Origin of the sequence: Stenotrophomonas sp. CCNWLW162 (assembly GCF_037203745.1) — a bacterium.
Taxonomy (GTDB): Bacteria; Pseudomonadota; Gammaproteobacteria; order Xanthomonadales; family Xanthomonadaceae; genus Stenotrophomonas; species Stenotrophomonas maltophilia_AQ.
Genome location: NZ_JBBCBL010000008.1, coordinates 81,564 through 106,962 on the forward strand (window position 1 = coordinate 81,564; position 25,399 = coordinate 106,962).

General features: G+C 65.2%; 18 protein-coding genes and 1 pseudogene. 9 read left to right on the forward strand and 10 right to left on the reverse strand.

All coding sequences use genetic code 11. The features are described 5' to 3' along the window. Positions 1-47: 47 nt before the first annotated feature. The 4 genes from gyrB to dnaA all read right to left on the reverse strand — a co-directional run bounded on the left by gyrB (position 48) and on the right by dnaA (position 7,422). Entirely contained in the window at positions 48-2,507 is a 2,460-nt protein-coding gene (gene gyrB / locus V9K93_RS18345; RefSeq protein WP_046983844.1) for a DNA topoisomerase (ATP-hydrolyzing) subunit B, read from the reverse strand. Between the two features lie 112 nt (positions 2,508-2,619). Then, the gene (gene recF / locus V9K93_RS18350) at positions 2,620-3,714 is read right to left on the reverse strand and encodes a DNA replication/repair protein RecF (protein WP_136639524.1); all 1,095 of its coding nucleotides are present in this window, start codon (positions 3,712-3,714) and stop codon (positions 2,620-2,622) included. A gap of 999 nt (positions 3,715-4,713) precedes the next feature. Continuing rightward, positions 4,714-5,814: a DNA polymerase III subunit beta gene (dnaN, locus tag V9K93_RS18355; protein WP_006404569.1), complete on the reverse strand. Its 1,101-nt coding sequence runs from the start codon at positions 5,812-5,814 to the stop codon at positions 4,714-4,716. A 276-nt stretch (positions 5,815-6,090) separates the two neighbouring features. Continuing rightward, the gene (gene dnaA / locus V9K93_RS18360) at positions 6,091-7,422 is read right to left on the reverse strand and encodes a chromosomal replication initiator protein DnaA (RefSeq protein ID WP_046983842.1); all 1,332 of its coding nucleotides are present in this window, start codon (positions 7,420-7,422) and stop codon (positions 6,091-6,093) included. A 255-nt stretch (positions 7,423-7,677) separates the two neighbouring features. Here dnaA and rpmH point away from each other — a divergent pair, with 255 nt between their 5' ends. From rpmH to V9K93_RS18390, 6 genes are all read left to right on the forward strand, one after another. Next, positions 7,678-7,818 (forward strand): 50S ribosomal protein L34, encoded by a 141-nt coding sequence (gene rpmH, locus V9K93_RS18365; protein ID WP_006404565.1) that lies wholly within the window; start codon positions 7,678-7,680, stop codon positions 7,816-7,818. Positions 7,819-7,823: 5 nt separating this feature from the next. Then, complete coding sequence (gene rnpA, locus V9K93_RS18370; RefSeq protein ID WP_006404563.1) at positions 7,824-8,318, forward strand: ribonuclease P protein component; 495 nt, start codon at positions 7,824-7,826, stop codon at positions 8,316-8,318. Continuing rightward, positions 8,318-10,033: a membrane protein insertase YidC gene (gene yidC, locus V9K93_RS18375; protein WP_046983841.1), complete on the forward strand. Its 1,716-nt coding sequence runs from the start codon at positions 8,318-8,320 to the stop codon at positions 10,031-10,033. The genes rnpA and yidC overlap by 1 nt, the downstream gene beginning before the upstream one ends. Before the next feature lie 119 nt (positions 10,034-10,152). Next, positions 10,153-12,825 (forward strand): polysaccharide deacetylase family protein, encoded by a 2,673-nt coding sequence (locus tag V9K93_RS18380; protein ID WP_046983840.1) that lies wholly within the window; start codon positions 10,153-10,155, stop codon positions 12,823-12,825. Positions 12,826-12,828: 3 nt separating this feature from the next. After that, entirely contained in the window at positions 12,829-14,178 is a 1,350-nt protein-coding gene (gene mnmE / locus V9K93_RS18385; RefSeq protein WP_337302987.1) for a tRNA uridine-5-carboxymethylaminomethyl(34) synthesis GTPase MnmE, read from the forward strand. Positions 14,179-14,470: 292 nt separating this feature from the next. Next, complete coding sequence (locus tag V9K93_RS18390) at positions 14,471-15,586, forward strand: glycerophosphodiester phosphodiesterase (protein ID WP_337302988.1); 1,116 nt, start codon at positions 14,471-14,473, stop codon at positions 15,584-15,586. Positions 15,587-15,713: 127 nt separating this feature from the next. Here the strand turns inward: V9K93_RS18390 and V9K93_RS18395 are convergent, their stop codons facing one another. Together V9K93_RS18395 and V9K93_RS18400 are read right to left on the reverse strand one after the other, a co-directional pair. Further along, positions 15,714-16,484 (reverse strand): rhomboid family intramembrane serine protease, encoded by a 771-nt coding sequence (locus V9K93_RS18395; protein WP_337302989.1) that lies wholly within the window; start codon positions 16,482-16,484, stop codon positions 15,714-15,716. A 94-nt stretch (positions 16,485-16,578) separates the two neighbouring features. Then, on the reverse strand, positions 16,579-17,541 hold the full coding sequence (locus V9K93_RS18400; protein ID WP_012512556.1) for a TerC family protein: 963 nt from the start codon (positions 17,539-17,541) through the stop codon (positions 16,579-16,581). A 384-nt stretch (positions 17,542-17,925) separates the two neighbouring features. Between V9K93_RS18400 and V9K93_RS18405 the strand changes: the two genes are divergently transcribed. Together V9K93_RS18405 and V9K93_RS18410 are read left to right on the forward strand one after the other, a co-directional pair. Beyond that, positions 17,926-19,095 carry a class I SAM-dependent rRNA methyltransferase gene (locus V9K93_RS18405; protein WP_046983836.1) on the forward strand — a complete coding sequence of 390 codons (1,170 nt, stop codon included), beginning with the start codon at positions 17,926-17,928 and terminating at the stop codon, positions 19,093-19,095. A 94-nt stretch (positions 19,096-19,189) separates the two neighbouring features. Next, on the forward strand, positions 19,190-20,431 hold the full coding sequence (locus V9K93_RS18410) for a dipeptidase (RefSeq protein WP_046983835.1): 1,242 nt from the start codon (positions 19,190-19,192) through the stop codon (positions 20,429-20,431). Positions 20,432-20,489: 58 nt separating this feature from the next. Here V9K93_RS18410 and V9K93_RS18415 read toward each other — a convergent pair whose 3' ends face one another. The 3 genes from V9K93_RS18415 to V9K93_RS18425 all read right to left on the reverse strand — a co-directional run bounded on the left by V9K93_RS18415 (position 20,490) and on the right by V9K93_RS18425 (position 23,618). Then, complete coding sequence (locus tag V9K93_RS18415; protein WP_046983834.1) at positions 20,490-21,917, reverse strand: amino acid permease; 1,428 nt, start codon at positions 21,915-21,917, stop codon at positions 20,490-20,492. 158 nt (positions 21,918-22,075) lie between these two features. Then, positions 22,076-22,495 carry a hypothetical protein gene (locus V9K93_RS18420; RefSeq protein WP_046983833.1) on the reverse strand — a complete coding sequence of 140 codons (420 nt, stop codon included), beginning with the start codon at positions 22,493-22,495 and terminating at the stop codon, positions 22,076-22,078. Positions 22,496-22,547: 52 nt separating this feature from the next. Beyond that, positions 22,548-23,618 (reverse strand): aldo/keto reductase, encoded by a 1,071-nt coding sequence (locus V9K93_RS18425; RefSeq protein ID WP_337302990.1) that lies wholly within the window; start codon positions 23,616-23,618, stop codon positions 22,548-22,550. A 113-nt stretch (positions 23,619-23,731) separates the two neighbouring features. On the opposite strand from V9K93_RS18425, the pseudogene V9K93_RS18430 reads away from it, so the two are divergent. Continuing rightward, positions 23,732-24,642 (forward strand): annotated as a pseudogene (locus V9K93_RS18430) (LysR family transcriptional regulator). Positions 24,643-24,766: 124 nt separating this feature from the next. Here V9K93_RS18430 and leuE read toward each other — a convergent pair. Next, positions 24,767-25,396 carry a leucine efflux protein LeuE gene (leuE, locus tag V9K93_RS18435; protein WP_046983831.1) on the reverse strand — a complete coding sequence of 210 codons (630 nt, stop codon included), beginning with the start codon at positions 25,394-25,396 and terminating at the stop codon, positions 24,767-24,769. Positions 25,397-25,399: the final 3 nt, after the last annotated feature.

The following is a 25,399-nucleotide window of genomic DNA, read 5'->3' on the forward strand; positions in this document are numbered from 1 at the left end:
TCGAAAGCCGGTGCACCTCCCCGCGCACCGGCCATGATCCGATTGTGTCAGATATCCAGGTTTGCGACCTTCAGCGCGTTGTCTTCGATGAAATCGCGACGCGGTTCGACGACATCACCCATCAGGGTGCTGAATATCTGGTCAGCTGCGACGGCATCTTCGATACGCACCTGCAGCAGTCGGCGGGTCTCCGGATTCACCGTGGTGTCCCACAACTGCTCCGGATTCATTTCACCCAGACCCTTGAATCGCTGGATCTGACGACCGCGCTTGGCCTCCTCGAGCAGCCAGTTCTGTGCCTTGGCGAACGTGTCCACTTCGATCGACTTGGCGCCACGGGAAATGATCGCGCCTTCGCGGACCAGGCCATGCAGCAGCGTCGACGCCTGGTGGATCGCACGCAGTTCACCGCTTTCGAAGGCCGACAGCGGCAGCACCTGGATGAGCTCTTCGCCCATGTGACGGCGGGTCACCAGCACGGCTGCCGGGCGCTGCTCGTTGGCTTCCTGCAGCTCCAGGGTGAAGCGCGGGCTGCCCAGGCTGCCCTGATTGAGGCGCTTGGCCAGTGCATCCAGGCCTTCGCCTTCGCCAGCATTGCGCAGGCTGTCCATATCCATCGGCACGAAGTCGACCAGTGCTTCGAGCACGTTGCGGTCGTAGCGGTGCGCGTTGCGCTCGATCGAATCCTGCGCGGCGGCGTAGGTCAGCAGCAGCTTTTCCAGCGCCAGGCCTTCGATGCCCGGTTCACCGGCAGCCGGAACCAGCGCAGCGTTTTCCACCGCACTGCTGGCCAGGTAGCTGTCCAGCGCCGGGTCATCCTTCAGGTACAGCTCCTGCTTGCCCTGCTTGATCTTGTACAGCGGCGGCAGGCCGATGTAGACGTAACCACGCTCGATCAGCTCCGGCATCTGACGGTAGAAGAACGTCAGCAGCAGCGTGCGGATATGGGCGCCGTCAACGTCGGCGTCGGTCATGATGATGATCTTGTGGTAGCGCAGCTTGTCCGGGTTGTACTCGTCACGGCCAATGCCGGTACCCAGCGCGGTGATCAGCGTACCGACCTGGTCCGAGGCCAGCATGCGGTCGAAGCGCGCGCGTTCCACGTTGAGGATCTTGCCGCGCAACGGCAGCACCGCCTGGTTCTTGCGGTTGCGGCCCTGCTTGGCCGAGCCACCTGCCGAGTCACCCTCGACGATGAACAGTTCGGACAGTGCCGGATCCTTTTCCTGGCAGTCTGCCAGCTTGCCCGGCAGGCCGGCGATGTCCAGCGCGCCCTTGCGGCGGGTCAGGTCGCGGGCCTTGCGCGCGGCTTCACGGGCACGCGCGGCGTCGACGATCTTGCCCGCGATCGCCTTGGCTTCGTTCGGGTTTTCCTGCAGAAACTCTTCCAGCCGCGCGCCGAAGGCGTTTTCCACGGCGGGGCGCACGTCGGAGCTGACCAGCTTTTCCTTGGTCTGGCTGGAGAAACTGGGATCGGGCACCTTCACCGACAGCACCGCGATCATGCCTTCGCGCATGTCGTCGCCGGTCAGGTTGATCTTGGCCTGCTTGGCGATGCCGTTCTGCTCGATGTAGTTGTTGAGCACACGGGTCAGCGCGCCACGGAAGCCGGCCAGGTGGGTACCACCGTCCTTCTGCGGGATGTTGTTGGTGAAGCAGTACATCGTCTCCTGATAGGAGTCTGTCCACTGCAGCGCCACATCCACCACGATGTTGTTGTGCTCGCCGGTGACCGAGATGACGTTCGGGTGCAGCGGGGTCTTCAGCTGGGCCAGATGCTCGACGAAGCTGCGGATGCCGCCTTCGTAGTGGAAGTCATCGCGACGGCCATCACCACGCTCGTCGGCCAGCACGATCTTGACGCCGGAATTCAGGAACGACAGCTCACGCAGGCGACGGGCCAGGATGTCGTAGTGGTATTCCACGTTGTCGTGGAACGCCACGGTCGAGGGCCAGAAGCGCACGGTGGTACCGCGCTTGGTGGTGCTCTCCAGCTTTGCCAGCGGGGTGACCGCGGCGCCGTTGCTGAATTCCTGCTGGTAGTGGAAACCGCCCTGGAACACGTCCACCAGCAGCTTCTGCGACAGCGCGTTGACCACGCTGACGCCGACGCCATGCAGGCCGCCGGAAACCTTGTAGCTGTTGTCGTCGAACTTGCCGCCTGCGTGCAGGACGGTCATCACCACTTCGGCAGCGGACACTTCCCGGCCAAGCTTGGCGCTCATCTGCTCGTGCTTGCCCGTCGGAATGCCGCGACCGTTGTCGGACACCGAAACCGAGCCGTCGGCGTGGATCGTCACCGCCACGTGGTCGGCATGGCCGGCGAGGGCTTCGTCGATGGAGTTGTCGACCACCTCGAACACCATGTGGTGCAGGCCGGTGCCGTCATGGACGTCACCGATGTACATGCCTGGGCGCTTGCGGACAGCCTCCAGGCCTTCCAGGGCCGTAATGCTGTTGGCGTCGTAGTTGCCGTTGTTTGCCGGGGTGTTCTGTTCGTCGCTCATTGCGCTTGCCGTAGGCTCCGCAGGTCGGGCACCGCTTTGGGCGATGCTCCGAGAATGAAAGGATTCCAACCCAAATTATACCAGCCGGGGTCGAGCGGCCCTGTTGTGCCCACTATGGCACAGCCACGATCTGTGCATGTTCCACGTGGAACCGGGCGATGTGGGTCAGTTCCTGCAGCGCCACCGGGGTTTCGGTAGCGGTGACGAAAATCTGGGCCGGCCCGCCAAGCAGCCGCTCCAGTACCCGTGCCTGGTGGGTACGATCCAGCTCCGAGGCCAGATCATCCAGGGCGATGACCGGCCACTCCCCACGCTGTTCCGCATAGTCTTCGGCCTGGGCCAGCAGGCAGGCCAGGGCTGTCAGCTTGGCCTGGCCACGGGACAGCGCATCACGGCCAGGAATACTGTGGAAGTCCACGCTCCAGTCCGCCCGGTGCGGCCCGACCGAGGTATAGCCCGCTTGGCGGTCGCGTTCGCGGGCCAGCAGCAGCGCATCGGCCAACGGCAACTCGTGGCGACGCCAGCCCGGACTCAGTTCCATCGCTTGGATACCCAGCTGGGGAGCCAGTTCCGCCGCAAGTGCCACGGTTCGTTGCTGCAGCCGTTCCAGATAGTGCTGGCGGCGGCTGGTCAGCGGTTCGCCTGCCTCGGCCAGCTCGTGGTCCCAGGTATCCAGCATCCGCGAAGGCCCGCCCTGTTTGAGCAGTGCATTGCGTTGCTTGAGCGCCCGGGAGTAGCGGCGCCACAGGGATAGAAAATCCGGTTCCACGTGGAACAAGCCCCAATCGAGGAACCGGCGGCGGGGTTCGCCGCCCCCGCTGACCAGTGCGTGGCTGCCTGGTTCAAAGGTCACCACCGCCAAGGCAGCACAGAGGTTGCCGAGCTGGGCAACGTCTTCGCCATCCAATCGTCCCTTCCAGTCCTGGCCACTGTGGCGCAGACCGGCCTTTCGCCGATGAGGAGGGTGGCTGGCGCGCTGTTCATCCCATTCCACGAAGATCTCCAACGCTTCCTGCCCCTGGCGGACCAGGCCATCACGTACCCGGCCGCGGAAACTGCGCCCATAGGCCATCAGGTGCAGGGCCTCAAGAATGCTGGTCTTGCCGGCGCCATTGTCTCCGGTCAGCAGGTTCAAGCCCGGCTGCGGAGAGAGGTCCACCACATTGAAGCGACGCAGTTGGTGCAGGGCGAGGCGGCGGATCTGCATGGGGCGCGAAGGACCATCCGCACAGGGCGGTAGAGGAGCGGGGAATCCATCAGCTTACTGCATCGGTCAAGCCCAGCGGCTGCAGCTGGATGCTTGGCACACAGGACACCGTTGGCGCTGACCCAATGCTGGGTTCCACGTGGACAACGGTTGCCGTAGCGGCGGTGCCAAGGCCCGCACCCAGCGAAAAATCCTTCAAATCTGTGCGCCGTGGCAGGGGGTTGACCCGCAGATTTCAACGATTTCAGTGCCACTTACAGGATCTTCAGCAGCCGGCACCAGCCGCCACCGGATCTACACCTGCAGATTCCTTGAAATCCGGGAAGCCCTGGCCCGCGAGGTTCCACAGATTTCAAAGAAATTCGCATTGCCGTTTCACGCTATCCACAGCAGGACTGTATGACTTATACACAAGGTATGGGCAATCTGTGGATAAAAAAGGCCTTCAGCGCTCAGTTCGAAACTATCCACAGGTTCCCCCCCAGCCCCAGGGCCCGCTATACAGGGGGTTTCAGGCCAATAAATCTCTTTTAAATCATAAAGATAGGCTGTTTCTCCACGAAATCTGGCCCTACCATCACCACCATGCTTTAGATTTATACCCAGATTTAGAAGCTTGGCAGGGCCCGAATCCCCCGGAATCAACCCTGTGGACAGTCGCGTCAGCAGGCACTGCAGATCGATCGTTGAGCCATACCCAAATCGTCGCGACTTCCGCTTTCCTGGAAGCGCTCCCTCGATCTGCGGATTCACCCGCACAACTCGCCCTCGACATGATCGCAATTGCGTTGGAAGCAGGCCTCGAGGTGAGTGAAGCTCTTCGTCAATGCAGGCAGCACTTCACGCCACGAGTGATCGAAGAGAAGCGGAGCATCTGAAAGAACCAGCGGGCATGACTCAGCTCCGCAAAGATCCAGGTGACGATGCTCCACGTGGAACAAAAAAAACGCCCGGGAAGATCCCGGGCGTCGTTCGGTTCCACGTGAAACAGCGCTGATGTCAGAGACGCAGCGGCATCACCACGTGGCGCGACTTCTCGCTGCTGGATTCACGCACCAGCGCCGAGGAGTTGGAATCGCGCAGCTGGATGATGACTTCCTCGTCGCGCAGGGCGGACAGGGCATCCAGCAAGTAGTTCACGTTGAAGCCGATGGCCAGGTCGCTGACGGTGGTGTCCGCTTCGATCTCTTCCTGGGCCTCTTCCTGCTCCGGGTTGTGCGCGCTGATCTTGAGGTTGCCCGGCGAGACTTCCACGCGAATACCGCGGTACTTTTCGTTGGACAGGATCGCCGCACGCTGCAACGACGCACGCAGCGACTCACGGTTCACCTTGACCTCGCGATCGGCGCCGATCGGGATCACTGCTTCGTAGTCCGGGAAGCGGCCATCGATCAACTTTGAGGTAAAGGTGACATCGTCGCGCTTGACGCGCACGTGGCTGCGACCGACTTCCAGCTCGATCTCACGGTCGCCGCTTTCCAGCAGGCGTTGCAATTCGGTCACGCCCTTGCGCGGCACGATGATCTGGCGCTTGGAACCGCTGGGCTTGGCCAGATCGGTTTCGCACAGGGCCAGGCGATGACCGTCAGTGGCAACCGTACGCAGCGCATCGCCACGCAGGTCGAACAGCAGGCCATTGAGGTAGTAGCGCACGTCCTGCTGGGCCATCGCGAACGCAGTGCGTTCGATCAGCTCCTTCAGGGTCGCTTCGCCGATCGCAACGCGCTCGGTCGCTTCCACTTCATCCACCGACGGGAAGTCGTTGGAGGGCAGGGTAGCGAGCGTGAAGCGGCTGCGGCCTGCCTGCACGGTGATCTTGTCACCGGTCTGCGAGACGGTGATCCGGCTGCCATCGGGCAGGGCGCGGATGATCTCAAACAGCTTGCGGGCGGGGATCGTGGTTTCGCCGTCCTGCGCATCTTCAACCGCGATCCGCGACACCATTTCGACTTCCAGATCGGTACCGGTCAGCGACAGCTGGCCGTTCTGCACCTGGACCAGGAAATTGGCCAGAACCGGAAGGGTCTGGCGGCGTTCGACCACGTTGACGACCTGTGCCAACGGCTTGAGAAAGGCTTCGCGCTGCAGTGTGAAACGCATGTGGTTCCGTGCCCCTATGCTTTAAAAAGATGTGGAATAAATCAAAAGCTTGGTGGTGATGGTAGAGCCAGAATCGCTGGAAAACGCAGCTAAGTCTTTGTAATAAAAGAAATTTCAGGCCTCGAAACCCTCTGCACTACCAGCCCCCAAGGGGTGGGGAAAGCTGTGGATAAATTTACCGCGAAATCGAACGGCTTTTTTATCCACACCCTGTCCCGCGCTTGCTACCGGATTTTGCACCGTTTTATGCGATGACGCCTTATCGGCGGACGTGCATCATTCGCTCAGCTTCCGGATCAGCTTGTCCCAGTCCTCGCGGAGCTTGCCGTCGGCCTCCATCAGGGTGCGGATTTGCCGGCAGGCATGCAGCACCGTGGTGTGGTCGCGACCGGCGAAGGCGTCGCCGATCTCGGGCAAGCTGTGCTCGGTCAGCTCCTTGGTCAGGGCCATGGCGACCTGGCGCGGACGAGCCAGCGAACGGGTCCGGCGCTTGGACAGCAGATCCTTGATCTGCAGGCCGTAGTAGTCGGCAACCGTTTTCTGGATGTTGGGAATGCTGATCGCCTGCTGCTGGGCGCGCAGCAGATCGCGCAGGGTTTCCTGGGCGAATTCGGTGGTGATCGCACGGCCGGTGAAATTGGCACGGGCAGTCAGGGTATTCAGCGCGCCCTCGAGGTCGCGCACGTTGGAGCGCATCTTCTTGGCGATCAGGAACGCAACATCATCGGGAATCTCGGCACCGCGTTCGCGCGCCTTGGCCAGCACGATCGCGGCGCGGGTCTCGAAGTCCGGCGGTTCGATCGCGACCGACAGGCCCCAGGCAAGCCGCGACTTCAGGCGCGCTTCCAGGCCTTCGACTTCGCGCGGATAGCGGTCGCAGGTGAGGATGATCTGCTGCTTGCCATCGAACAACGCGTTGAAGGTGTGGAAGAACTCTTCCTGGGTGCGGTCCTTGCCGGCGAAGAACTGGATGTCATCGATCAGCAGCGCGTCCACCTGCTGGAACTGCCGCTTGAACTGATCCATGGTCTTTTCCTGCAGGGCCCGGATCATCGCGCTGAAGAACTGTTCCGAGCGCAGGTACAGCACCTTCGCCCCCGGGTTGGCCTGGCGCATGGCGTTGCCGGCGGCGAACATCAGGTGGGTCTTGCCCAGGCCGGTGCCTCCGTACAGCAGCAGCGGATTGTGCGCACGGTCGCCCGGCTTCTGCGCCGCCTGGAAGGCAGCGGCCAGGCCCAGCTGGTTGCTGCGGCCTTCGACGAAGTTGGCGAAGGTGTAGTGATTGTCCAGGTTGCCGGCGAACGGAACCTGCGGTTCGCTGGAAGCATGTCCCGACGGCGTGGAAACCGGCGCGTTCTGCGCCTCCACCGGCCGCGGGCGCGAGCCGATTTCAAGAAAAACGTCGCTGAAACCGGCGAAGTGGGCCAGCAGTTCGCGGATCCGGGCCAGGTACAGTTCGCGTACCTGGTCGACGATGAAGGCATTCGGTGCATACAGCACCAGGCTGTCCACGCGCAGATCGGCCTGCAGTGGCTTCAACCAGGTGTGAACGTCTTCCGGCGGGAACTCCGCTTCGAGGCGCTCGAGACTACGGGACCAGGCATCCATCAGCAATAATCGTCCGGTGGCCGGGGCATGGACGCGACAAGGCGCCCAAACACAGGCCGGAAAGGGGGGGAAATGGATGGCTCAGACTACCACCGAGCGCAGGGCTTCGGAATGCTTGTCCCCTACTTATTCACAAAAACATCCACAGCTATTGCACAGGCCGGTGAATTCGCGTAGCTCCAAGGGGTTGACGCGGGGTGGGGTACCTCTCTAAAATTTCCGGTTCTTTCCGTCCCATTCATACGAGAGGCCCACATGGCCACCAAGCGCACCTTCCAGCCCAGCAACCTCAAGCGTAAGCGCGACCACGGCTTCCGTGCCCGTATGAAGACCGCTGACGGCCGCAAGATCCTGTCGCGTCGCCGCGCCAAGGGCCGCAAAGTCCTGAGCGCCTGATTGCCATGCCGCATCCAGCGGCAGACGCAATCCATTCGACAGTGAATACTGCAGACCCGCGCAAGCGATTCCCTCGCTCTGCGCGGGTTCGCACGCGTGCCGAATATTCAACGGTCTTCAACGGCGCCCGCCGTGTGTCCGATCCGCTGATGACCCTGCACTGGCTGCCGGCTGACCGGCCGGCCAGGCTGGGTCTGGCGGTTTCCCGCAAGGTCGATCCGCACGCCGTTGGGCGTAACCGGATCAAGCGCGTCCTGCGCGACGCCTTGCGTCAGACACGAACCGATATGCAGCCAGGCGACTTCGTCGTCGTGGCTCGTAGTGCTGCGCGTAACGCCAGCAACGACGATATCCGCCAGGCCTTCCTGCGCCTGTTGCGGCGCCTGCGTGCATTGCCCACGCCGGGCGTGGACGGCACAATGCCGCCGCCTGATGGCATCGCAACTCCCTCTTTGACCGAGCCGGCACCGCGTTCCGGCACCGCTGAGCCTGCCCGCTGATGAACCAGACCCGCGTATTCCTTATTTTTGCCTGGCTGATGGTGGCCGTGCTGCTGTGGATGGAGTGGAGCCGCGAAAAGGCTGCCCCGACTCCGGCACCGGCGACCACGTCGGCTCCGGCCGCTGCACAGAATGTTCCGGGCGCGACCCCGGGTAGCATCCCCAGCGCGCAGGTTCCCGGTGCCCCGGGTCAGGCCGCAGTACAGGCCCAGGCCAGCGCCACCCCGTCCGCACAGACCGTGACCGTCACCACCGACGTGCTGCGCCTGAAGCTCGATGGCGGCCGCGTGCTCGACGCCGAACTGCTGCAGTTCCCGCAGAGCAAGGACGAAGGCAGCCCGCCGGTGCGCCTGCTGACCGAAGATCCCGCGCATCCGTACAGCGCGATCAGCGGCTGGGCCAGTGAAGACAAGAACACCCCCGTCCCCGGCGCTGACGGCTTCAAGCTGGTCGGCGACACCAAGGACTTCGTGTTGGCCAAGGGCCAGAACGAACTGCAGATCCCGTTCGTGTGGACCGCCGACAACGGCGTGACCATCAAGCGCACCCTGACCGTCTCCCGCAACGAATACGCCGTTCGCTTCAAGGACGAGGTCAGCAACACCGGCGCCGCGCCGTGGAACGGCTACGTCTACCGCACACTGGACCGCAGCCCGACCATCCTGTCGCGGAGCATGACCAACCCGGACTCCTTCAGCTTCAACGGCGCCACCTGGTACGACAACGACAAGAAGTACCAGCGTCGTGCGTTCAAGGACTACCTGGAAGACGGCACGCTGAACCAGAACATCACCGGCGGCTGGCTGGCGATGCTGCAGCACCACTTCTTCACCGCCTGGATCCCGCAGAAGGACCAGACCGCACACTACGTGCTGTCGCAGGTGGCCGGTCGTGACCTGATCGAAGCGCGTGGCCCGGCCTTCACCGTGGCCCCGGGCCAGTCCACCAGCACCGAAGCCCGCCTGTGGGTCGGCCCGAAGCTGGTCAACCTGATCGCCAAGGAAGACGTGCCGGGCCTGGACCGCGTGGTCGACTACAGCCGCTTCTCGATGATGGCGGTGATCGGCCAGGGCCTGTTCTGGGTGCTGAACCAGGTGCACAAGCTGGTTGGCAACTGGGGCTGGGCGATCGTCGGCCTGGTGGTACTGCTGAAGCTGGTGCTGTACCCGCTGTCGGCGACCCAGTACAAGAGTGGCGCCAAGATGCGTCGCTTCCAGCCGCGCATCGCGCAGCTGAAGGAACGCTATGGCGATGACCGCCAGAAGTTCCAGACCGCGATGATGGAGCTGTACAAGAAGGAAAAGATCAATCCGATGGGCGGCTGCCTGCCGATCCTCATCCAGATGCCGATCTTCTTCGCGCTGTACTGGGTGCTGGTGGAATCGGTCGAACTGCGCCAGGCACCCTGGTTCGGCTGGATCCAGGACCTGACCGCACGCGACCCGTACTTCATCCTGCCGGTGATCAACGTGGCGGTGATGTGGTTCACCCAGAAGTTGACCCCGGCACCGGGCATGGACCCGATGCAGCAGAAGATGATGCAGTTCATGCCGCTGGTGTTCGGCGTCATGATGGCCTTCATGCCGTCCGGCCTGGTCCTGTACTGGGTGGTCAACGGCGGCCTGGGCCTGCTGCAGCAGTGGTGGATGACCAAGCGCCACGGTGGCGAGCCGGTTCCGGCCACCACCGCACCGGCCCCGGTCAAAAAGAAGTAATCGGTAGAGCCGGCCGCTGGCCGGCTGACCTCAGCAAAAGCCCGCCGCAAGGCGGGCTTTTCGCATCCGGCGTTAGAATCGCCGGCACACACACCGTTCCTGCATCCATCGAGTCCGCCATGCCGCGTGCGTCGTCGTTCCGCCTGTTCCTGCCCTCGCTGTTGTTGACCCTGGTCGTTGCCGGCTGTGGCGACAAGGATGCGAAGGCGCCGGCGACCACGGTCACCCAGCCCAGCGCGCAGGCCGCGGCCGCCGCCGATCCCGCCGCTGCGCCGTTGCTGGCTGTGTTGCAGAAGCAGCTGGATGGCTACCGCCGGATCATCGTGCTGCTGGCCGACGAAGAAAGGCAGTCGGCCGCCGACCGCAGCACCTCCACCCAGATTGGCCAGCAACTGTTCCACGATGGGCTGGAGCAACGCGCGGCCATCGCCGCGCAGTTCGACAGCCTGCTGCGCGGTTCCAGCCCGCAGCGCTTCGCCACCCTCGGCACGGTGCTGGATTACATCGAATCCGCACCGGAACTGTTCGATGCCGATCGCCTGGCCTTCCGCGAAGTACTGCGTGATCTGCACGAGCGGGTCGGTACCGATTCGTCGCTGCCGGCGGTGAAGCTGCACCAGCGCATCGGCGAGGACCTGGAGGCGCTCGACGAAATCGAACGCAACTACAACCAGGAACTGACCCGCATCTTCAGCCGCTTCGAGCGCACCCGCGCCATCGAGCTGAAGCGCGAGAAGTGGGATGACTACATCGCCCACCTGCACAAGGACTACAGCCGCGAAGCGATCCTGCGCGACTACGGGGTGATCGAGCCGTACCCGATGTCAATGAAGGACAGCGACCGCGAGATCTTCGGCCGCGACCTGCCAGCCAAGACAGTGGTGCTGACCTTCGACGATGGCCCGCACAAGGCCTACACCGATGAAGTGGTGGCGATCCTGAAGCGCTACGACGTGCCGGGTGTGTTCTTCGAAGTCGGCCGCAACCTCGGCAAGGTCGAGAGTGATGGCAAAGTCAGCCTAGGGCCGATGGCGAAGATCAGCCGCAGCCTGATGGAAGATGGGTACGCCGTGGGCAACCACAGCCTGACCCACGCCCAGCTGTCGCGTACCACCGGCGACGCACTGCGCCAGCAGGTGCTCGACACCGATACGCTGCTGAAGGATGTCGACAGCAAGCGCGCACCGCTGTTCCGCTTCCCGTACGGCGCGCGCAATGCCGAAGGCCTGCAGCTGCTCAACGAGGCCGGGCTGAAGTCGATCATGTGGAACATCGACTCGATGGACTGGGCCGACCCGGTGCCGGAGTCGATCGTGCAACGCGTGCTCGACCAGGTGAACAAGGAACAGCGCGGCATCATCCTGTTCCACGACATCCACGATCGTGCGGTGAAGGCGTTGCCGCAGATTCTCGACCGGCTGATTGCCGACGGCTACCAGTTCGCCGGTTGGAATGGCCGTGAGTTCACTGTCGCCCGCGCGCGCAAGGGCGAGGCCAGTGCCGCCACCGTCACCACCGGCTACGAGAAGTCGTGGGCGATCGTGGTCGGCATCGACACCTACGCCAAGTGGCCGAAGCTGGAATACGCCAGCCATGACGCACAGGCGGTGGCCGATACCCTGACCGGGCAGTTCGGCTTCCCGTCCTCGCAGGTGATCGTGCTGAAGAACGAGCAGGCCACCCGCAACAACATCCTGGCCGCCTTCCACGACCGCCTCGCCGACGACCGCACCGGAAAGAACGACCGCGTGTTCGTGTTCTTCGCCGGCCATGGCGCTACCCGTCAGCTCGCCTCCGGGCGCGACCTCGGCTACATCATCCCGGTGGACTCGGACCCGAAGGAATTCGCCACCGACGCCATCGCGATGACCGACATCCAGAACATCGCCGAAAGCATGCAGGCCAAGCACGTGATGTTCGTGATGGATGCCTGCTACAGCGGCCTCGGCCTGACCCGCGGCGGCCCATCGTCGTCGTCGTTCCTGCGCGAGAATGCGCGTCGCAGCGCGCGGCAGATGCTGACCGCCGGTGGTGCGGACCAGCAGGTGGCCGATGCCGGCCCGAACGGCCATTCGGTGTTCACCTGGGTGCTGCTGCAGGCGCTGGCCGGCAAGGGGGACCTCAATGGCGATGGCCTGATCACCGGCACCGAACTGGCCGCCTACGTGGCGCCGGCGGTGTCCGCGGTTTCACACCAGACACCGGCCTTCGGCAGCCTGCCCGGTTCGCAGGGCGGCGAGTTCGTGTTCCAGGTGCCGGACAGCCAGGAATTCCTCAATGCCGACACGCGCCAGCTGACTGCCGATGCGATCGCGCTGAACAGCAAGGTGGATGCCGCCAGCGAAGCCAAGGGCAGCCAGGCACCGGTGACCGTGGCCGACCTGCAGGGCGGCAAGGCCAAGCTGGTGGTGCCCACTGCCGGACCTGCCTCCGACCGCCAGCGCGCGCAGCAGGCCAATGACCGTGGCCTGCAGCTGTACCGCGAGAAGCAGTACGACGAAGCAGTGGCGCAGTTCACCGAAGCGCTGAAGCTGCGCCCGGACTTCGCCCAGGCCGCCAACAACCTGGGCTTTGTCTACTACCGTCAGCAGCGCTACGCCGAAGCCGCGCGCTGGCTGGAGAACACGCTGAAGATCGACCCCTCGCGTGCGGTGGCCTATCTCAACCTGGGCGATGCCTACTTCAACGCCGGCGACAAGGCCAAGGCGAAGCAGGCTTACACCACCTACCTTGCGCTGCAGCCGCAGGGCAGCGGCGCAGCACAGGCGCGCGCGCAGCTGGAGAAACTCTGAGCCATGAACGAAGCGATCCGCACCGACACCATCGTGGCCATCGCCAGCGCACCGGGCGCTGGTGGTGTCGGCCTGCTGCGCCTGTCCGGTCCGCGCGCCGCGGCCATCGCCAACGCGCTGGGCGCGCCTGCACTGCGCCCGCGCCACGCGCATTACGCACGCCTGCGCGATGCCGACGGCGAGGTCATTGATGATGGCATCGTGCTGTGGTTCCCGGCACCGAACAGCTTCACTGGCGAAGAAGTGGTGGAACTGCAGGGCCATGGCAGCCCGGTGCTGCTGCAGCAACTGGTCGCGCGCTGCATCGCGCTCGGTGCACGCCAGGCGCGGCCGGGTGAGTTCAGCGAACGGGCGTTCCTCAACGGCAAGCTCGACCTGGCCCAGGCCGAGGCCATCGCCGACCTGATTGCCGCCGGTGACAACCGCGCCGCGCGCGCTGCACGCCGTTCGCTGGACGGCGTGTTCTCGCGCCGCATCGACGCGGTGATCGAGCAGTTGGTACTGCTGCGCATCCATGTGGAAGCAGCCATCGACTTCGCCGACGAACCACTTGATACGCTTGGTGGGGCACAGGTACGGCGTGGGCTGGAGCAGGCGCGCAGCGACCTGGCCTTGCTGCGCCGCGATGCAGAACGCGGTCGTCGCCTGCGCGATGGCCTGCACGCGGTGCTGATCGGCCCGCCGAACGCGGGCAAGAGTTCGCTGCTGAACGCCTTGGCCGGCAGCGAGCGTGCCATCGTCACCGACATCGCCGGTACCACCCGCGACACGCTGCGCGAGACCATCCGGCTGGATGGCCTGGAACTGACCCTGGTCGACACCGCCGGCCTGCGCGATGGCGGCGACGCCATCGAACGCGAAGGCATGCGCCGCGCCCACGTGGAAATCGAGCGCACCGACCTGGCGCTGATCGTGCTGGACGCGCGCGACCCCGTTGCAGGTGAAGCCGCGCTGGGCGAAGCCGTGGCCGCGGTGCCGCACAAGGTCTACATTCACAACAAGTCGGATCTCTTGGATGCGTTGCCGGGACTGGACGATCCTGATCGCGTGTTCGTCTCTGCTGCGACCGGCGCCGGGCTGGAAGACCTGCATGCGCGCCTGCGCAGCATCGCCAGTGCCGGGGCAGGGGAGCAGGTGGATGGCGAATTCTCCGCGCGTACCCGCCACGTGGATGCGATCGAGCGTGCGCAGGAACACGCGCAGCGCGCGGATGGCGAGCTGGCGCACGAGCACCTGGAACTGGCCGCTGAGGAACTACGGCTGGCGCATGACGCGCTGGGCGGGATCACCGGGCAGATGAGTGCTGATGATCTGCTGGGAAGGATCTTCTCCAGCTTCTGCATCGGCAAGTAACTGTAGAGCCGAGCCCATGCTCGGCTGGGGCAGCACCTCGGGGTCAGATCCCCGAAGGGATCTCTGACCCCGTCATCGATCAATCGCGCGGCTCACGCTCTGGTAGGTGCCAACCTTGGTTGGCACAGGCCGTCTGGGGTCGTGAACGCCCGCTGGCAGAGCGCCGACCAAGGTCGGCGACTACCGGATACATGAGGCCGGGCCCCCTTCGGGGATCCGACCCCAGCTCCCCCAACCTGTCACATTGCCGCCGCATACTGACGCCCATCACATACCGCTTGGGGAAGTCGCAGTGAAGTCGTGGGGTTGTGCATTGCTGTTGTCGCTGGCCGTGGCACCATCGGTGGCCATGAGTGCTGAATCCTCCACCCCGGCCGCGCACAAGGTGTCGGTCTATGGCCATCGCGGCGCAAGCGCGCTGCTGCCCGAGCACACCCTGGCGGCCTATGCGCAGGCCATCGCCGATGGCGCCGACTACATCGAACCGGACCTGGTGATGACCAAGGACGCGGTGATGGTGGCCCGCCACGAGAACGAGATCAGCGGCACAACCGATGTCGCCTCGCATCCCGAATTCGCCAGCCGCCGGACAAGCAAGGTCATCGACGGGCAGAAGGTCGAGGGCTGGTTCACCGAAGACTTCACCCTGGCCGAGCTGAAGACACTGTACGCGCGCGAGCGCCTGCCGGAATTGCGCAGCACCGCTTACGACGGCCAGTTCCGCATTGCCAGCCTGGACGAGATCCTGGCCTTCCTGGTGCAGCAGGCCGGTCGTGCCAACCGCGGCATCGGCCTGGTGCCGGAGATCAAGCACCCGACCTACTTCCAGTCGGTCGGCCTGCCGATGGAAGACAAGCTGCTCGCCGCGCTGCGCGGCAATGCCTATACCAACGTTGGCCCGGTTACCATCCAGTCGTTCGAGACCGCCAACCTGCGCTACCTGCGCGGCAAGATCCCGCGTGGCAGCAACATCCGCCTGCTGCAGCTGCTGTGGAAGGGAGACACCCAGCCGGCCGACATCGTCAATGCAGGCGGCAAGCTGACCTACGCGCAGATGATGACCCCGTCTGGGCTGAAGGACATCGCCGTCTACGCCGACAGCATCGGCCCGGAACTGCGCTCGATCATTCCGCTGGACGCCAAGGGCGCACTGGGGACGCCAACCACGCTGGTACAGGATGCACATGCGGTGGGCCTGATGGTGATCCCGTACACCTTCCGCCCGGAGAATCATTTCCAGGCCAGCAACCTGCGCAGGGGCGCCGACAACGCGCGCAACGCGGAAGGCTCGATCGCCGAGATGCGTGCCTATCTGGCAACCGGCATCGATGCCTTCTTCACCGATGACCCGGCATTGGGCCGGCAGGCGGTGGATGGGATGGGCGCGGCGGGGAACGCGGCGAACTGACCCGCTCTGGTAGATGCCAACCTTGGTTGGCACACGGCAGGAGTGCCGACCAAGGTCGGCCACTACCGGGTCATGAAAATGCCGGGTGGGGTCGGAGCCCCTACGGGGATCCGACCCCGTCACCGTTTCAACCGCGCGGCTCTTCCGGCCGGCGGAACGGGATCACCACGTAGTCCTGCCCCTCGCGCGGCTGCCACAGCACCGGCACGCGCTGCGGCGACGGCGGCTCGAGTTCGTCGTCGGACAACGGCTCGATCGCGTCCTCTTCGTCTTCCCAGCTGTAGCGCTGGCGTGGCGGCAGCGGATCGGCGTTGCGGAACAGCAGCGCGGCAATGATGCCGGCGAAGGCGCCGCCCATGTGCGACTGCCAGGACACGCCGTCGGCGTGCGGCAGGATGGTCATCAGCATTCCGCCGTAGAACAGCATGCCGATCAGTCCGGTGGCGATTGCTGCGCGGTCGCGGCGCAGCAGGCCGAGGCTGGCCAGCAGGAACATCAGGCCATGGGTCACGCCGCTGGCACCCAGGTGCACGCTGCCCGGATTGCCGAGCATCCACGCGCCGATCCCCGAGCCCAGCCACAACAGCGGCAGCGCGCGAAGAGTAGCCCTGGGGTAGACGCTGCCGGCCAGGGTACCGAGGATCAGGATGGCGATGCTGTTGGCGGCGATGTGCTCGACCGAGGCATGCAGCAGCGGGCCGCCGATCAGGCCAAGCAGGCCCTTCGCTTCCAGTGGCGCAACCGCCCATGGCCGCCAGTCGAACGAGCCCTGCAGTGCGAACACGGCGATCAGTACCAGCACCGTGGCCAGGCTGACGTTGAACGCCCGCAGGATACGCATGCGGTCATTGCGGGTGGCTGGCGCGTCGCCAGCGGGCAGGGGCGCGTTGCTGTTCATACCTCAGCAATGGCGGTGACTGGCGCGAAACCAAGGCCACCGCCGCGGGAGAGTGGGGTGCGGCCGGCGGGACAATCCCGCCGGCCGGCCGTGATCAGGCGTGGCCGGAGCCTTCCTTCGGCGGGTATTTCAGGCTGAGCACCACGGTCGCGGCGATGATCACCGCCACCACGCCCAGCGACACCGGGGTCGGGATCTTGAACAGGTCGATGATCATCATCTTGATGCCGATGAAGCCCAGCACCAGCGCCAGACCGTACGGCAGCAGGTGGAAGCGGTCGGCCATGCCAGCCAGCAGGAAGAACATCGCGCGCAGGCCCAGCACCGCGAACACGTTGGAGGTGAGCACGATGAACGGGTCGGTGGTGATGGCGAAGATCGCCGGGATGCTGTCCACCGCGAAGATCACGTCGGTCACCGCGATCAGGATCAGCACCGCGAACAGCGGGGTGAACCAACGCACGCCGTCGCGCTTCACGCTCATTGCGTTGCCGGCGTAATCCGGGAGCAGGCGCAGGTGCTTGCGCATCCAGCGCAGGGCGGGGTTTGCCTCCAGATCCGGCTCCTGGCCGGCGGCGAACCACATCTTCCAGCCGGTGAACAGCAGGAAGGCACCGAACACGTAGAGCAGCCAATGGAACTGGGTGATCAGCACGCTGCCGGCGAAGATCATGACCGTACGCAGCACGATCGCGCCCAGGATGCCGATGATCAGCACCTTCTGGCGCTGCTCCTCCGGCACCGCGAAGTAGCTCATGATCATCAGGAAGACGAAAATGTTGTCGACGGCCAGCGCCTTCTCGACCAGGTAGCCGGTCAGGAACTCGAGGCCGACCTTGTTGGCCACGACCTGGCCGGCGGTCTCATTGAGGTAGTACCAGAGGCCGGCGTTGAACAGCAGGGCCAGCGCGACCCAGCCAATGGACCACCACAAGGCCTCCTTGAAGGTGACCTTGTGTGGTCCACCATGGCGCATCAATACGAGGTCGACCAGCAGGGCGATGATCACCACTGCTCCGAAGCCGCCCCACAACCACACGTTACCGATCGTCTGCATTGGGAATGTCCGTTGGAAAGATGAATGCCAGGCCGGACGGCGAGGATCTGCAACGGAGGATCGGGAGGGGGATCCAGGGACAGAGCTTCGCCAGTACGGCGAAGGTCTCGCTCGCAGTTCCAGTCGGCTGGAACTGCCGTTGCACCGGAGCCTGCGGGCTCGAAATGACGGCGACAACGTCTGGGAGCTACTCCCCTTCTGGCGCCGATTCTGCGGCCTGGCCGGGCCGCCGTCAAATGGCGGGTGACCGGGGTCGGATCCCCAGAGGGGCTCCGACCCCCGTCCCGTGCCCCCGCTCTGGTAGGTGCCAACCTTGGTTGGCATCCCCGCCGGGGACAGAGCCCCTGCGGGATCTGACCCCGGCGCCCGGTTTACAATAGGTGAATGAATACCCCCCTTCCGATTGTCCGCCTCAAGAATGCGTGGCGTTCCAGCCACCCGTGGATCTTCCAGAAACTGGTCGAGAAGCCGACCGTCCGGCCCAAGCCCGGTTCCATCGTCGACGTGGTCGGCGTGGACGGGGAGTTCATCGGCCGCGGGTTCTACAACGGGCACTCGCGCATCGCCGTGCGCATCCTCGAAACCGATCAGAACGTGCCGGTGGATGCCGGCTGGTTCTCGCGCAAGATCGCCCAGGCCGTGTCGCTGCGCCGTGAGGTGCTGAAGCTCGATGCGGTGTCCGACGCCTGGCGCGTGGTGCACAGCGAAGGCGACGGCCTGTCCGGCCTGGTGGTGGACCGTTACAACGATCTGGTGGTGGTCGAGTTCTTCGCCGCCGGCATGTTCCGCCATCGCGAATGGATCTACGAAGCGCTGCGCGAGCAGTTCCCGGGTTGCCGCTTCCACAGCTTCGCCGACGAGCACGTGCAGAAGCAGGAGAGCTTCGACTTCCACGGCAACACCACCACCGAAGCGTCGGTGATCACCGAGTACGGCATCAAGTTCCGCGCCGACCCGGCCGGTGCCCACAAGACCGGTTTCTTCGCCGACCAGCGTGAGAACCGCGAGTGGCTGAGCCAGCAGGTGGAAGGCAAGAGCGTACTGGACCTGTGCTGCAACACTGGCGGTTTCGCGGTGTATGCGGCGGCGCGTGGCGCTTCGGAAGTGGTCGGCATCGACATCGATGAAGACGTCATCCAGATCGCCAAGGGCAATTCGCGCCTGAACAACGTGCGCCCGAAGTTCGTCCAGTCCGACATCTTCCCGTGGCTGCGCGATGCTGCCAACCGCGGCGAACAGTACGACGTGGTGATCCTGGACCCGGCGAAGATGACCCGCGACCGCGACCAGGTCATCACCGCGCTGAAGAAGTACCTGGACATGAACAAGCTGGCGCTGGGCGTGGTGAAGCCCGGTGGCCTGTTCGCCACGTTCTCCTGCACCGGCCTGGTGGCCGAGGACCAGTTCCTCGACATGCTGCGTCGTGCGGCGTACTTCTCCGGCCGTACGATCCAGATCCTGAAGGTGGCCGGCGCCGGCCCGGACCATCCGTTCATGGCCCACGTCCAGGAATCGCGTTACCTGAAGGCCGTGTTCTGCCGCGTGGTCGACTGATCGCGTGATGCCGTAGCGCCGGGCGCGGCCCGGCGCTACCCAATGCGTGGCCGCAGCGCTATGGTCGGGCTCTTCCCATTCGCGGTGAGAGCCCATGCCTTCGTTGCGCCATCTGTCCGTCGTGCTTGCTCTGGCGCTGTGCGCGCCGCTGTCCGCCCACGCCATCGAGTTCAGTGCGCAGGAACTGGCCCGCGCCAAGGCCCTGCAGCAGCGCCTGGTCACTCTCGACAGCCACTTGGACACGCCGGCCAATTTCGGCCGAACCGGCTTCGACATCGAGCAGCGCCACGACCGCAACGCGCTGTCGCAGGTCGACTATCCGCGCATGGTCGAAGGTGCGCTGGACGGCGGTTTCTGGGCGATCTACACCGATCAGGGGGACCGTAGTGCCGCTGCGCACCTGGCCGAGCGCGACCACGGCCTGCAGCGGCTGCTGCAGATCCGCGAGATGCTGGCGGCCAACCCCGAGCGCTTCGCGCTGGCACTGACCGCCGATGACGCCGCGCGGATCAAGGGCGCCGGCAAGCGCGTGGTCTACATCAGCATGGAAAACGCCAGCCCGCTGGTGGCCGATCCCAGCCTGCTGTCCTTCTACCATCGCGCCGGCCTGCGCCTGCTCAGCACCGTGCACTTCGCCAACAACGAGTTCGCCGATTCGGCCACCGACCCCAAGGGCGCGGAGTGGAAGGGGCTGAGCCCGACCGGCAAGGATCTGGTGCGTCAGGCAGTGAAACTGGGCATCGTGATCGACCAGTCGCACGCCTCCGACGCCGTGTTCGATGACCTGTTGGCGATGATGCCGGTGCCGTTCGTGCTGTCGCACAGTTCGGCCAAGGCGGTCTACGACCATCCGCGCAACCTGGATGACGCGCGTCTGCGCAAGCTGGCCAAGGCAGGCGGCGTGATCCAGGTGAATGCCTATGGCGGTTACCTGATTGACACCGCGAAGACGCCGGAGCGCAAGCAGGCCGAGGAAGCGCTGAGCAAGCAGCTGGGCGGCTGGGAAGGGATGGGCATCGAGCAGGGCGTGCAGCTGCTCAAGGCCGAGCAGGCGCTGGATCACGAGCATCCGGTGCGCCACGCCAGCTTGGATGACTTCTTCGCCCACTTCGAGCACATCCTCAAGGTGGTCGGTCCCGAGCACGTGGGCATCGGCCTGGACTGGGATGGCGGCGGCGGCCTGAGCGACCTGCCCGATGTCAGCCAGCTGCCGAAGATCACCGCGTGGCTGCTGCGCAAAGGCTATACCGAGAAGCAGATTGCCGGCATCTGGGGCGGCAACCTGCTGCGGGTGATGCGTCAGGCGCAGGATTACGCGGCAAAGCAGGGCGGCTGAGCGCCCTGCGTGCATCCGGAATTCCGCCGGGCATGGCCCGGCGCTACCGGTGATCCGTTTATTTCGCGATCAACGCGTGGCGGCGGCTGTACAGGAAGTACAGCACCAGGCCGGCCACGTTCCACAGCAGGAAGTACAGCTGGGTGCGGTGCGGCAGGCTGATGAACAGGTAGATGCAGCCCAGCGCGGCCAGCGGACCGACCACGAAGGCCAACGGCGTGCGGAAGCTGCGCTCACGGTCCGGTTCGCGCAGGCGCAGCACCACCAGGCAGATACCCACCGCAGTGAACGCGGCCAGGGTACCGGCGTTGGCGAGTGCGGCGATCTCGTCCAGGCGCGCCACGCCGGCCAGCGCCGACACCACCACGGCGGTGAACAGCGTGGTTGCCACCGGCGTGCCGGTGCGTGCGTTGACCTTGGACAGGCCGCGCGGCAGCAGGCCATCGCGGCTCATCACGAAGAAGATGCGGCTCTGGCCATACAGGAAGGCCAGCAGTACGGTCGGCAGGGCGATGATCGCGATCACACCGATCACCATTGCTGCAGTCGGGTGGCCGAGCTGGCGCATGATCAGCGCCAGCGGCTCGGCGCTGTGGCCGAACACGGCGTAGCTCATCGCACCCACGGCCGCCAGCGCGACCAGCACGTAGACGATGGTGCAGCCGATCATCGATCCGATGATGCCGATCGACAGGTCGCGGCTGGGGTTCTTGGTTTCCTCGGCTGCGGTGGAGATCGCATCGAAGCCGTAGAAGGCGAAGAAGATGATCGCCGCTGCTGCCATCACACCGTGCTCGACGCCGTCAGGGCCCATCGACTTGGCAAAGCCATACGGCATGAACGGCTGCAGGTTGTTGCTGTCGAAGGCGGGAAGGGCCACGGCCACGAAGATGGCCAGCGCGATCAGCTTGAACACCACCAGGATGGCGTTGAGGGTGGCGCTTTCCTTGGTGCCTGCCATCAGCATCAGTGCCACCAGCCAGGTGATGACGATCGCCGGCAGGTTGATCATGCCGCCTTCCACGTGCGGGCCGGCAGCCAGCCAGGCAGGCAGCTGCACGTTCCAGCCGAACTGGGTGTGGACCCATTCGAGGAAGCCGACGAAGTAGCCCGACCAGCCGACCGCCACCGTACTCACCACCAGCGAGTACTCCAGGATCAGGCTCCAGCCCACCACCCAGGCGAACACTTCGCCCAGCGCGCTGTAGCTGTAGGTGTAGGCGCTGCCTGCGGCCGGCATCATCGTCGACAGTTCGGCGTAGGACAGCGCCGCGCAGGCGCACACCGCACCGGCGATGGCAAAGGAGATCAGCACCGCCGGGCCGGCCAGGTTGGCGCCGACGCCGATCAGCGTGTAGATGCCGGTACCGACGATGGCGCCGATACCCAGCGCGATCAGGTGCGGCCAGCTGAGGGTCGGGACCAGGCGCCTGCCGGCTTCGTGGACGGTGACGGAATCTAGGGACTTGCGCCGGAACAGGGACATGCAGGCCTCGGAAGGGGTGACTGAGAACGACAAGTTCCCGAGTGTGACCGAACGCAGCGCAGCATTACCACTGACGGGGGTCATACCCGGCAAGACGCGCGCTGCACCGCGACCAGGCTGCCGGAATCGGCATAAAGGGAGGCCAGTCCGATCCTGGCTCAGGAGGCGCCGGGCCAGTGGCAGCCGTCTTCCTGCCAGGCCTCGATGTCATCGTGGAAGGAGGTGCGACGGCCATCGCGGGCGCGTTCGTAGCGCAGATCCAGCACCAGCGCCCCCTGCGTGCTGATCGTGTAGCGACCGTTGAGGCGGCCGTCGACGTGCTCTTCCCAGACGCTGTCGAACTGGTAGGGGCGGTCTTCGGCCAGCACCGTGGTCTCCATCGAAACCCGGCGCAGCAACAGGCGTTCACGCTGCCCGGCATAGCGAACGTCGGCCTGGCCGTCATCCAGCCAACGCCATTCCAGATGGATGCCGTCATTGCGGCCGCCGCTCAGGCAGCGATGATCCTGCGCGGTGGCCGCTGGGGCGGCACCAGCCAGCAGCAGCAACGGCAGGGTGAAGCAGGCCAGGCGGGCCATCCTCTCGCATCCTTCCAGCAGGGGCTGCCAGCATAGCGCCGCTGCCGCGACCTCAGCGCGCGCGTGGGCGCAGGCGGGTGCCCCCGCTCATCAGCATTCGCGGCAAAGGCATCTGCAGGAAATCGTGCGGGAATGCCGGCGCGACCGCACTGATTGCATCGAGGCGGGTCAATGCCTCGGTCGGCAGCTCCAGATCCAGCGCGATCAGATTGTGCTCGAACTGTTCCAGAGTGCGGGCGCCGATGATCGGCAGCGCATCCGCACCGGGTCGTCGCAACAACCAGGCCAATGCTACCTGCGCAGGGGAATGCGAAAGATCGGCGGCGATCTTCTGAACTTCATCGGCAATCTGCAGCGAACGGGATGTCAACGCGCCATTGTTCAGGGCCACGCTGCGGCGCGATCCGCCCGGCGTGGCCTGCAGCGCGTCGGCGCTGGCCAGATCGGCCGTGCTGTACTTGCCGGTCAGCACGCCGCTGCCCAGCGGCGACCACGCCACCACGCCCAATCCCAGCGCGTCGGCCATCGGCAGCAGTTCGTGTTCGACGCTGCGCTGGATCAGGCTGTACTCGATCTGCAGCGCCACCAACGGCGACCAGCCGCGCAGGTCGGCCAGGGTCTGCATGCGCGCGATCTGCCAGGCCGGCGTATCGGAGATGCCGGCGTACAGCACCTTGCCGCTGCGGACCAGGTCGTCGAAGCCACGCATCACCTCGTCCACGCCGGTGGTGTCATCCCAGGCGTGCAGGTACAGCAGATCCAGATAGTCGGTACCCAGCCGGCGCAGGCTGTCCTCCACCGAGCGCAGCATGCTCTTGCGATGGTTGCCGGCGTTGTTCGGGTCGCCGGGCACGGTGGCCAGGGTGTACTTGCTGGCGATCACCAGCCGGTCGCGCTGCCCTTGGACGAAGCGGCCGAGCAGGGTCTCGGCGCTGCCATTGGTGTAGTTGTTCGCGGTATCGACGAAGTTGCCGCCCCGATCGACGTAACTGTCGAAGATGCGGCGGGCCTCGGCTTCGTCCGCGCCCCAGCCCCAATCGGCGCCGAAGGTCATCGTACCCAGCGCCATCGGGCTGATTCGCAGGCCGGAGCGCCCGAGCAGGCGATAGTGGTCCAGCGACATGGGAGGTCTCCATTACAGGAAGGCGGGCGTGCCGCCGGGAGGCACAGCATCCGCCGCCCGATCCTGTGGATAAACTGGATGGAACCGGACTCACCATGAAGAGTGGCTTCACAATGGATCCCTCCGCCCCCTTGTCGGCAGTGGTCGCCTTCGTCCACGTTGCCGACCATGCCAGCTTTACCCGTGCCGCTGATGCGCTGGGCGTCTCCACTTCCGCGCTGTCGCAGAGCGTGCGCGCGCTGGAAGCGCGGATGGGCGTGCGCCTGCTGCAGCGGACCACCCGCCGGGTCGGCCTGACCGAGCACGGCGCGCGCTTCCTCGAGCGCGTGCGCGGCGGACTGGCACAGATCGAATCGGCGTTTGCTGATCTCGACAGCGCGCGTGCGGTGCCGGCCGGCAAGCTGCGCGTCACCCTGCCACGCATCGTTGCCGAGCGCCGGGTGCTACCGGCCCTGCCTTCGTTCCTGGCGCGCTACCCGCAGGTGGATGTGGAACTGTGCGTGGAGCCGGCGCTGACCGATCTGGTGGCCGAGGGCTTCGATGCGGGCATCCGCCTTGGCGAGTCGCTGGCACGCGGCATGATCGCGGTGCCGATCGGGCCGCCGGAACGGCAAGTGGTGGTGGCCACGCCCGACTACTTCGTGCAGCACGGCATACCCGCGAGCCCGCACGACCTGCAGGGCCATCCGTGCATCGTCCATCGCCGTGCCAATGGCCGGCTGATGCCCTGGGAGTTCAGTCGCGATGGCCACGACATGGAAGTGGAGGTTGATGGGCGGCTGGTGTTCAACGATGCCGAACTGGCTTATGCCGCAGTGCTGGCCGGGCTCGGCATGGCGCAGGGGTTCGCGTCACTGGTGGCCGATGATCTGGCGGCAGGGCGGCAGGGCGGCTGCAGGCAGTGCTGCAGGACTGGCAGCCGCTGTTCCCCGGCTTCCACCTGTACTACCCCGCCCGCGAGCACATGGCGCCAAAGCTGCGGGTGTTCATCGACCACCTGCGCGCGGAAATGCTCGGCGGGTAGAGGCCAGCCTCATGAACGCCGATGGCGCCAGCGCCGACCAAGGTCGGCGACTACCGGATCCCGCGCTCTGGTAGAGGCCAACCTTGGTTGGCAGACGTGGCGTCGAGCCTGCTCGTTTGCGGTTTCATCCGTTCAGCCCCAGCCGGATGCCGAACCCCACCAGGAACAGGCCAGCCACGCGGCGCAGCGCATCGCTGATCCGTGGGTGCTGGATCAGGCGGCGACGGGCCAGGTTGCCGACCCCGATCAACATCGAGCAGTAGGCGATGCTGACCACCAGGATGATGCCCGCCAGCGCTGCGAAGGTAGCGATGCCCTGGTGCGCCTTGGGATCGATGAACAACGGCAGGAAGGCCATGTAGAACAGGATCGCCTTCGGATTGAGCAGGCTGACCAGGATCGCCTGCTGGAAGTAGCGGCCCGGCTGCATGCGGATCGGGCCGGCGTCACCGCCGTCATGCTTGGGCGTGCGCAGCAGGCTGATGCCCACCCACACCAGGTAGGCCGCACCCAGGTACTGCACCGCGTGGAACACCAGCGGGTTGGCCTTGAGCAATGCGGCAACGCCGGCCAGCGCCAGCCACATCAGGATCTGATCGCCGACCAGCAGGCCGGCCAGCGCGGTGTAGCCGCCACGCACGCCGCCACGGCCGGTGGCGGTCAGCAGGGTGAAGGTGCCAGGGCCGGGCAGGGCGAGAAACACCAGCACAGCGACCAGAAACGTCCACAGGTCCTGGATGCCCATCCACGGCATGGC

Excerpts from the sequence above, each read along its gene's own strand:
- gyrB (WP_046983844.1), bottom strand. The coding sequence starts at position 2,507 with ATGAGCGACGAACAGAACACCCCGGCAAACAACGGCAACTACGACGCC.
- recF (WP_136639524.1), bottom strand. The coding sequence starts at position 3,714 with ATGCAGATCCGCCGCCTCGCCCTGCACCAACTGCGTCGCTTCAATGTG.
- dnaN (WP_006404569.1), bottom strand. The coding sequence starts at position 5,814 with ATGCGTTTCACACTGCAGCGCGAAGCCTTTCTCAAGCCGTTGGCACAG.
- dnaA (WP_046983842.1), bottom strand. The coding sequence starts at position 7,422 with ATGGATGCCTGGTCCCGTAGTCTCGAGCGCCTCGAAGCGGAGTTCCCG.
- rpmH (WP_006404565.1), top strand. The coding sequence starts at position 7,678 with ATGGCCACCAAGCGCACCTTCCAGCCCAGCAACCTCAAGCGTAAGCGC.
- rnpA (WP_006404563.1), top strand. The coding sequence starts at position 7,824 with ATGCCGCATCCAGCGGCAGACGCAATCCATTCGACAGTGAATACTGCA.
- yidC (WP_046983841.1), top strand. The coding sequence starts at position 8,318 with ATGAACCAGACCCGCGTATTCCTTATTTTTGCCTGGCTGATGGTGGCC.
- V9K93_RS18380 (WP_046983840.1), top strand. The coding sequence starts at position 10,153 with ATGCCGCGTGCGTCGTCGTTCCGCCTGTTCCTGCCCTCGCTGTTGTTG.
- mnmE (WP_337302987.1), top strand. The coding sequence starts at position 12,829 with ATGAACGAAGCGATCCGCACCGACACCATCGTGGCCATCGCCAGCGCA.
- V9K93_RS18395 (WP_337302989.1), bottom strand. The coding sequence starts at position 16,484 with ATGAACAGCAACGCGCCCCTGCCCGCTGGCGACGCGCCAGCCACCCGC.
- V9K93_RS18400 (WP_012512556.1), bottom strand. The coding sequence starts at position 17,541 with ATGCAGACGATCGGTAACGTGTGGTTGTGGGGCGGCTTCGGAGCAGTG.
- V9K93_RS18405 (WP_046983836.1), top strand. The coding sequence starts at position 17,926 with ATGAATACCCCCCTTCCGATTGTCCGCCTCAAGAATGCGTGGCGTTCC.
- V9K93_RS18410 (WP_046983835.1), top strand. The coding sequence starts at position 19,190 with ATGCCTTCGTTGCGCCATCTGTCCGTCGTGCTTGCTCTGGCGCTGTGC.
- V9K93_RS18415 (WP_046983834.1), bottom strand. The coding sequence starts at position 21,917 with ATGTCCCTGTTCCGGCGCAAGTCCCTAGATTCCGTCACCGTCCACGAA.
- V9K93_RS18420 (WP_046983833.1), bottom strand. The coding sequence starts at position 22,495 with ATGGCCCGCCTGGCCTGCTTCACCCTGCCGTTGCTGCTGCTGGCTGGT.
- V9K93_RS18425 (WP_337302990.1), bottom strand. The coding sequence starts at position 23,618 with ATGTCGCTGGACCACTATCGCCTGCTCGGGCGCTCCGGCCTGCGAATC.
- leuE (WP_046983831.1), bottom strand. The coding sequence starts at position 25,396 with ATGCCGTGGATGGGCATCCAGGACCTGTGGACGTTTCTGGTCGCTGTG.